This window comes from Aquabacterium sp. (assembly GCF_021768455.1).
GTDB lineage: Bacteria > Pseudomonadota > Gammaproteobacteria > Burkholderiales > Burkholderiaceae_C > Aquabacterium.
Map to the genome: position 1 here is coordinate 1 of NZ_JAIZVX010000153.1, position 10,061 is coordinate 10,061.

Sequence of the window (10,061 nt, forward strand, 5' to 3'; positions counted from 1 at the left end):
CAGACAGCCTGGTGGGGGGCGATGGGGCTGACACGGCCACTTACGCGAATGCGGCGGCAGCTGTCAGTGTGAGCCTTGCCGATGGCGCAGGTACTTCGGGCGAAGCGGCGGGTGACGTGCTGGTGGGCATCGAGAACTTGCAGGGCAGTGCCTTTGACGACGTCCTGGCGGGTGACGGGGGGGCCAATGCGCTGGACGGCGGTGCTGGGAACGACAGCTTGAGCGGTGGCGCGGGCGCCGATACCTTGACGGGTGGCGCGGGGAGCGACACCGCCAGCTACATCGGCTCTGCGGTGGGCGTGACGATCGATCTCTCGCTGACCGGTGCGCAGGGTGGGGCAGGAGATGCCACTGGAGACGTGCTGAACAGCATCGAAAACCTGGTTGGCAGCAGCCGTCAGGACCAGCTCACGGGGGATTCCGGAGACAACGTGCTCGACGGCGGTGCGGGAGATGACCTTCTGCAAGGTGGTGCGGGCGCGGACACGTTGATCGGTGGCGTTGGGAGCGACACGGCCAGCTACAGCGCCTCGGCTTCCGGTGTGCAGGTGGACCTGTCTGCCAACGACGGTGCGGGCAGTGCTGCAGGCGGTGATGCCGCCGGCGATGTCCTCCGCGGGATTGAGAACCTCACAGGCTCGGCGCTGGCCGACACCCTGATCGGTGGCGCGGTGGCCAACACGCTCATCGGCGGCGGCGGCAATGACACCATCGAGGGTGGTGCCGGGGGGGACACGCTCGATGGCGGCGCAGGAACGGACACCCTGTCGTATGCCGGATCGGCGGAGGCTGTGCTGGTCAACCTGTCTTCCGGCAGCGCCAGCGGCGGTGATGCCGAAGGCGACACCTTCATGCGGTTCGAGAACCTGCAGGGTGGCAAAGGCCACGACATCCTCACGGGCGATGCATCGGCCAACCGGCTAGAGGGCGGAGAAGGCAACGACACACTGGAAGGAGGCGCGGGTGCCGACACGCTGATTGGCGGGGTGGGCAGCGACACGGCGAGCTACGCCGGTTCGCTCGCCCCGGTCAGCATCAGCCTGGCGACGGGTTCTGCCAGTGGTGGCGACGCCGAGGGTGATGCCCTCATTGGCATGGAGAACCTCACGGGTTCGGCCGGCAATGACGTGCTGGTGGGCGATGCCGGTGCCAACGTGCTCATGGGGGGGGCTGGCAACGACCAACTGGATGGAGGCGCAGGAGCCGACACCCTGGTGGGTGGCTCGGGCAGTGACACGGTGAGCTACGCTGCATCGTCAGGCGCGGTGGTCGTCAGCCTGAGCGCGAGCACGGGCAGCGGTGGTGATGCAGAGGGTGACCGTCTCAGCGGGGTCGAAAACATCATTGGCAGCACGCTGGCCGACACCTTGACCGGCGATGCGGCGGCCAACACCCTGGACGGTGGTGCGGGCAACGACCTGCTGGAAGGCGGCGGAGGTGCTGACGCGTTGGTGGGCGGGGCGGGCACAGATACCGCAAGCTATGCGAACAGCGACGTGGCAGTCACCGCCAACCTGAGCACGGGGCTTGGCAGTGGCGGTGAGGCGGAGGGTGACACCTTCAGCGCCATCGAAAATCTGATCGGCAGCGCGTTGGCCGACCGGCTCACCGGTTCGGCAGGTGGCAACATCCTGGACGGTGGCGCCGGGGACGACGTTCTCCTGGGCGGCGCAGGCGGCGACGACTTGAGGGGGGGCTTGGGCAACGACCTGGCCAGCTATGCAGGCAGTGCCTCGGTGGCCGTGGACCTGGCAGCGGGTACGGCCTCAGGGGGTGACGCCACAGGCGATGTGCTGACGGGCATCGAAGGGCTCCTTGGCAGCAGTGGCGACGACATTTTGCGTGGTGACGGCAACACCAACACCCTTGATGGGGGTGCGGGCAACGACCTTCTGGAAGGTCGCGAAGGTGCCGACACACTGACGGGCGGCGCCGGCACAGACACCGTGACCTATGTGAGCTCTTCCCAAGGCGTGACCGTTGACCTTGAGTCGGGCACAGGCTCAGGTGGTGATGCGCAGGGCGACTTGCTCAGTGGCATCGAGAACATCACGGGCAGCGCTTATGCCGACGTGCTGACTGGCACAGGTGATGCGAACACCTTGACCGGTGGGGCGGGCAACGATGTGTTGGATGGCGGCGCAGGCGCCGACATCCTGGATGGCGGTGCTGGCAGCGATACCGTGAGTTACTCCGGTTCAAGCCAAGGCGTCGTGGTCGATCTTTCTCAGGCCATGACCAGTGGCGGCGACGCGCAAGGTGACATCCTGCGAGGGATAGAGAACCTCGCAGGCAGTGCATTTGCCGACGTTCTGACCGGTGACGACGGAGCCAATGCCCTCAGCGGTGGTGCCGGCAACGATGTGCTGGCAGGTGGCGTCGGCGCTGACACCCTTGATGGTGGCTCTGGCACCGACACGGCCAGCTATGCAGGCAGCGTCAGTGGTGTCACGGTCAGCCTGAGGGCGGGTACTGCCAGCGGCGGTGACGCTGAAGGGGATGTGCTGCGCGGCATCGAAAGCTTGCTGGGTTCCGACCAGGCTGACGTGCTGACCGGCGATGGTGGCAGCAACCGCCTGGACGGTGGCGCTGGAAACGATGTGCTGGAGGGGGGCGCAGGCAGTGACACATTGATCGGTGGCCTTGGCTCCGACACAGCGAGCTATGCCGGCAGCACCGATGCCGTTGCCGTCAGCCTTGCCTCGGGCGCAGGGTTGGGAGGCGATGCGGAGGGCGACACACTGAGCGGCATCGAAAACCTCACAGGCGGTACGGGCAGCGATGTGCTCGTGGGCAGTGCCGGTGCCAACCGGCTTGACGGCGGTGCAGGCGACGACACCCTGGAAGGTGGTGCGGGTGCCGACACGCTGTTGGGTGGTGCTGGCAATGACACGGCCAGCTATGCGAGCTCATCGCAGGCGGTGCAAGTCAACCTGTCCACGTCCAGTGCCTTGGGTGGCGATGCCGAAGGCGACACCCTTGGTTCGATCGAGAACGTGACCGGTTCTTCTGCCAGTGACACCCTGGTGGGCGACGCTGGCGCCAACCGCCTGGACGGCAGTTCAGGCGATGATTGGCTCGATGGCGGGGCCGGATCCGACACCCTCGTGGGTGGTGCGGGTGTTGACACCGTCACTTACGCCGCCTCTGCGGCATCGGTCAGCGTCAACCTGACCAGTGGCGTCGGCAGTGGCGGCGATGCCGAAGGCGACCGCCTCGGTGGCGTCGAGAACCTGGTGGGCAGTCTGTTGGCCGACACCCTGGTTGGCAATGCTTCCAGCAACCGCCTTGATGGTGGCGCAGGCAACGATGTTCTGGACGGCGGAGCCGGCAGCGACAACCTGGTGGGTGGCAGCGGCAGTGACACCGTCACCTATGCCGACAGCGGCAGCGGTGTTGCGGTGAGCCTGGCCACGGGGGCCGGTGCAGGAGGTGATGCCGAGGGCGACACGCTGTCCGCCATCGAGAACCTGATCGGCAGCAGCCTGGCAGACCAATTGACCGGTGATGCGGGCGCCAACCTGCTCGATGGTGGTGTCGGCAATGACACCCTGGAAGGTGGCGCAGGCGGTGACGACCTCCGCGGCGGCCTCGGCAATGACGTAGCCAGCTATGCGGGCAGCACCGCGGTGGTGGTCGATCTGGCGGCTGGAACGGCCACGGGGGGCGATGCCACAGGCGACACCCTCAACAGCATTGAAGGTGTTCTGGGCAGCGCCTTTGCCGACACCCTGCGCGGCGATGCCAACGCCAACGTGCTCTCTGGCGCCGGAGGCGACGATGTCCTGGAAGGCCGCGGTGGTGCCGACACCCTGATGGGCGGCACGGGCAACGACACGGCGACCTATGCCAACTCCAGCAGTGGGGTGAACGTCAGTCTCACTGGTGTCGCGGGTGTTGGCGGCGATGCCGAGGGTGATGCCCTCAGCGACATAGAGAACCTGGTCGGCAGTGCCTACGCAGACAGCCTGCAAGGCAACGTGTCGGACAACCTCCTGGATGGCGGTGCGGGCAATGACGTCCTGGACGGCGGCGACGGGGCGGACACCCTGCAAGGTGGCTCTGGCAGCGACACGGCCACCTATGTCAACTCCTCGGCGGCCGTCAACGTCAACCTCGAAACAGGTCTGATCCTGGGCGGCGATGCCGCTGGCGACACGTTGCTCTCGATCGAGAACCTCACCGGCAGTGCTTACGGAGACACCCTGACCGGCACATCCGACAACAACGTGCTCAATGGCGGTGCCGGCAATGACGTGCTGCTGGGCGGCGGTGGTGGCGACACGCTGATTGGCGGTGCCGGCAGCGACACGGCCAGCTACCTGACCAGCACGGCGGGCGTCAACATCAGCCTGCGGGACAACACCAGCACGGGCGGAGATGCCGAAGGCGACACGCTCAGTGGCATTGAAAACATCACCGGCAGCGAGTTCACTGACAACCTGGTTGGCAACGGTGTGGCCAACGTGCTGCGCGGTGGTGCTGGCAACGACATCATCGAAGGGGGCGCGGGAGCCGACCAGCTTGAAGGCGGGGACGGCAGCGACACCCTCAGCTACGCGGGCAGCAGTGAAGCGGTCACGGTCAACCTGTCCACGGGCAATGCCGCGGGAGGCGATGCAGAGGGCGACGCCGTCTCCGGCTTTGAGAACATTCTGGGCAGCAGCCTGAGCGACACCCTGACAGGTGATGCCACCGGCAACACCATCAGCGGCGGACAAGGCGACGACCACCTCAGCGGAGCTGCCGGCGCCGACGTGCTCAATGGTGGCGCCGGCAGCGACTGGGCCGAATACCGCAACAGCACGGTGGGCGTCACAGTCAACCTTGCCACGTCCATGGCCACAGGTGGCGATGCCGAGGGTGACACGTTCTCAAGCATTGAAAACCTGGCCGGCTCCGGTCTGGCCGACACCCTGGTCGGCAATGAGGGCAACAATGCCCTGAGTGGCCTGGCAGGCAACGACACGCTCGATGGCGGTGAAGGCCAGGACAGCCTGGATGGCGGGGCCGGCGACGATACCCTCATCGGCGGCATTGGCGCTGACACCCTGGTGGGCGGCTTGGGGGTCGACACGGCGAGCTACCTGGGCAGCGGCACGGGCGTCACCGTCAACCTGGGACTGGGTGGTGCGCAGTCCAGTGCCGGCGATGCCGCTGGCGATGTGCTCAGTGGCATCGAAAACCTCAAAGGCAGCTTCTATGCAGACAGCCTCACGGGTGATGCCACAGCCAACGTGATCGATGGCGATGCCGGCAACGACATGCTGGAAGGCGGTGCCGGAGCCGACACCCTCATTGGCGGGACGGGCAGCGACACCGCCTCTTACGCCACAGCCAGCCAGGGCATCACGGTCGATCTGGCCGATGCCAGCCTCAACACAGGCGACGCCCAGGGCGACACCTACAGCAGCATCGAAAACCTGGTTGGCAGTGACCACAATGACGTGCTCATTGGCGATGCAGCCGCCAACCGGATCGACGGTGGCGCCGGCGTCGACCTCGTCAGCTACGCCGCCAGCAACAGCGGCGTCACCGTCAACCTCGCCACAGGTGCGGGCCTGGGCGGCGATGCGCAAGGCGACGTGCTGCTTGGCATCGAAAACCTCACAGGCAGCGCCTATGGCGACACCCTCACCGGTGATGCCAACAGCAACACGTTCATCGGGGGCGCAGGTGCTGACGTGATCGATGGTGGCGCAGGCGTTGACACGCTTGATTATGCGGGCAGCACCACGGCGGTTGCCATTGACCTCCTTGCTGGCACAGGCCGGGGCGGCACGGCCGAAGGCGACCTTTTGAGCAACCTTGAAAACGTGGTCGGCTCAGCCTATGACGACACATTTGTGGCCAATGCGTCGGCCAACCTCATCCAGGGTGGCGCGGGAAAAGACACCGTCAGCTACAGCGGATCCGCGCAAGGCGTCACGGTGGACCTGCGTCGAAGCACGCCCCAGCTGGGTTCGGGCAACGCAGCGGGCGATGTCCTGATCGGCATCGAAAACCTCGTGGGCAGCACCTTTGCCGACATCCTCGCCGGTGACACCGGCGACAACGTCATGGAGGGGGGCGCTGGCGCAGACACGCTTGCGGGCGACCAAGGCACGGACACGGTCAGCTACAGCCTCAGCGGTGCAGCGGTGGTGGTCAACCTCGCCAGTCAGACCGCCAGCGGTGGCGACGCAGACGGCGATCTCCTCAGCGGCTTTGAAAACGCAACCGGCAGTGCCAATGCAGACACCCTGATCGCCAGCAGCGTGGCCAACGTGCTCGATGGCGGGGCAGGTCTGGACACCGTCAGCTACGAGGCCAGCAGCGACGGCGTCACGGTCGACCTGAGCCTGACGGGTGCCCAGGTCAGCGCAGGCGATGCCTCGGGCGACATCCTCTCCCACATCGAAAATCTGCGTGGCAGCGCTGGCAACGACACCCTGATCGGTGACGCGGGCGCCAACACCTTCTACTACAGCGGAGGTGTAGACACCATCGTGGGCGGCGCCGGCAACGACACGGTCGATTACAGCGCGCTCAGCGTGGGGGTCTCGGTCAATCTTTCTGCCGGCACGGTCAGTTACGGCTCGTCCTCGGCCACGGACACGTACACGGTCAGTGGCGGCACCATCGCCAGCGTCGAGAACGCCACGGGTGGCAGTGGCAACGACTTGTTCACCGCCAGCAGCGCGGCCAACGTTCTGACCGGTGGCGCAGGCACCGACACAGTCAGCTACGCAGCATCCTCGGCAGGCGTGACCGTCAGCCTGGCTTTGGCATCTGCCCAAAGCAGTGCGGGTGATGCGGCGGGCGATGTGCTGGTCGGGATTGAAAACCTGGTCGGGTCTGCTCAGGCCGACAGCCTCACTGGCGACGGAGGGAACAACGTTCTGACCGGTGGTGCCGGGGCGGACACCCTTGTGGGTGGTGCCGGCAGCGACACGGCCAACTATGCCCTCAGTACGGCCGGCGTGACTGTGAGCCTGGCGCTCGCCACTGCGCAAACCAGTTCTGGAGAGGCATCCGGCGACGTTCTGTCTGGCATCGAGAACCTCGTGGGGTCCGCCCTGGCGGACACGCTCACGGGCGATGCTGGCGCCAACACGATCGACGGTGGTGCAGGCAACGACACCGTGCAAGGCGGTGCGGGCGCAGACACCCTGGTGGGGGGCGATGGCACCGATACCTTGAGCTACACCGCCAGCAGCGCAGGGGTCACCGTCAACCTCGGTACACAGACGGCCAGTGGCGGCGACGCCACGGGTGACGTGATTTCCGGTTTTGAGAACGTCACCGGCAGCGCCTACGACGACGTGTTCGTGGCCAGCGCCGACGCCAACACCTTCACAGGCGGAGCGGGCACCGACACCGTCAGCTATGCGACCTCCACCGCCGGTGTCAGCGTGTCGCTGAACCAGAGTACGGCCCAGACCAGCACCGGCACCGCCTCGGGCGACCTGCTGACGGGCATCGAGGTGGTCATCGGCTCGGACTATGGGGACAGCCTGGCCTCAGGTGCAGGCACGGTGCGGCTGGAAGGCGGCGCAGGTGGTGACGGGCTCTATGCCTCGGGCGGAAGCGGCGTCACGCTGGACGCCGGTGCGGGTGACGACTGGTTCTACATGTTCAGCACCGCCAATGTCCGGGCCACTTTCATTGGTGGCGACGGCTACGATCTCCTCAACTTCAGTAACACCAGCGTTGGCGGCGCAGGCGTCGTCATCAACCTGGGCGCCAAGACCATCAGCGGCGGCATCGCCGAAGGCAGCACGCTGGGCGACGTGATCGAGGCCGTGGCCGGTACCTCGTTTGCCGACAGCATCACCGGATCGGCCGGTAACAACTTCCTGCGTGGCTACGACGGCAACGACACCCTCGATGGCGCCGCCGGCGACGACATCCTGTCAGGCGGCCGCGGCAACGACGCGATCGACGGTGGCGTGGGCTTCGACCGGGTCGTCTACAACAACGAGACCGGTACCGGTGTGGCCGGTACGCGTTCTCAGTTCACCATCACCGGCAACGCCGCCGGGCAGGTGGTGATCACCGACACACGGGCGGCCAGCGGTGCGGACAACAACGGCGTGGACACGCTGTCGAACGTGGAGCAGATCAGCTTCACCGACCTGTCCATGACGGTGGTGCAAGGCACCAGCGGCAACGACACGCTCAACGCCACCGTGGACAGCGATGTGATCGTGGGCGGTGATGGCACCGACACCGTCAGCTACGCCAGTGCCACCACGGCCATCACGGCCAGCCTGTCTGTCACAGGCACGCAATCCGGCGCCAGCGGCACCGGCGTGGGCGGCACGGACTGGGTGGCCGGTGATGTGCTGATCGGCATCGAGAACATCACTGGCTCGGCCACCGCCGCCAACACGCTCACTGGTAACAGCGCCGACAACGTCTTGACAGGCGGTGCAGGCAACGACACCTTTTACTCGTCGGGCGGAGGCAACGACAGTTTTGTGGGGGGCGCTGGAATTGACGTGGTGGGTTATCAACTGGCCACGGCGGGTGTGACAGTCAACCTCATCACGGGTGCCCGTGGCGGAGAGGCTGCGGGCGACACCTACAGCAGCATCGAAAAGTTCTTTGGCACGAATTACAGCGACACTTTCACGCTGAGTGACAGCGACACGGTCACGACCGTCGACGCGGGTAGCGGCGACGACGTCCTGGTAGGCAGTTTGGTGGGCAACAGCCTGTATGGCGGCAGTGGTAACGACAGTCTTAGCGGTCTTGGCGGTGATGACAGCCTCTGGGGCTGGGATGGCAACGACACTGTCGACGGTGGCACGGGAAAGGACACCGCGTATTTCTACATCTCTTGGGGCAACGTCGGGGTGCAAGGCACAGGCACCATCGCCAACTTCACCTTCACAGATGCTGGCAGCGGCTGGGTCACGGTGGTGGACACCCGCACAGGCAGCCCGATGGGCACGGACACGATCACCAACGTCGAGGTGCTGGCGTTTTACGACGGCAACGTGGCTGCCAGCTTTGGCACCAGTGGGGCTGACACCCTGGCAGGCACTTCCGGACAAGATCTGCAAGTGGGCGGAGACGGCAACGACGTTCTGAGTGGCAGTGCCGGCGCCGACTGGTTGTTTGGCAGTGCTGGTACCGACACCGCCAACTACAGCGCCAGCACCGCTGGTGTCACCGTGGACTTGCGGCTTGCTACCGCGCAAACGAGCACAGGTGATGCATCGGGCGACATCCTCAGCGGCATCGAGGCCGTGGTGGGCAGTGCCTACGACGACAGCATTGCGGTGGGCAACACCACCAGCGCGGTGAGCGGCGGTGTGGGCAACGACATCGTCAACCTGAACAACACCGTCACTCTGTCGCAGGCCCTGGTGGTGGACGGCGGCGATGGCAATGACAGTTTGGGCGTGTACGCCCTGTCGTCCTATGCCATCACCTTCAATGGCGGCGCAGCCAGCGCGGGCGACACGCTGAACTTCGGCAATTCGACCGTGGGGGGCACTGGCGTCACCATCAACCTGTCCAACAACACCGCCAGCGGCGGGCTGGCCAGCACGCTGAGCTTCAGCGGCGTGGAGATCGTGTTTGGCACGGCCATGGCGGACACCTTCATCGGCAGCAGCGCCGATGAGGTCTTCAAGTCCTACTACGGCGACGACGTGGTCAGCGCCGGCGCCGGTGACGACCAGCTGTATGGCGGCGTGGGCAACGACACCCTCGACGGCGGCGCCGGCACGGACGGGGCCTACTACACCCTCAGCGGTGCGGTGGTGGACACCGTGCTCTCGCAGGTGAGCTTCAGCGCCGGCGCGGGCACGGCGCTGATCGTCACCGACAGCCGGGCCGGCACCGCTGGCAACGGCGTTGACACGCTGACCAACATCGAGCGCCTGGTCTTCAGCGATGGCGTGGGCAACAACGGCACCGTCTGGCTGTACGTGGCCAGCGGCACCGCCGGCAACGACACCGTGGCCGGCACCACCAACCAGGACGTGCAACTGGGCGGCGACGGCAACGACAGCCTGACCGGCAGCGCCGGCGCCGACTGGCTGTTGGGCGGTGTCGGTACCGACACC

The 10,061-nt window shown here is 66.1% G+C and carries 1 protein-coding gene; it reads left to right on the top strand.

Translation table 11 applies throughout. From position 1 onward, the window contains the following. Positions 1-10,061: hypothetical protein (locus tag QZ994_RS16485; protein WP_290874111.1), on the top strand; the 10,061-nt coding region annotated here is incomplete at both ends.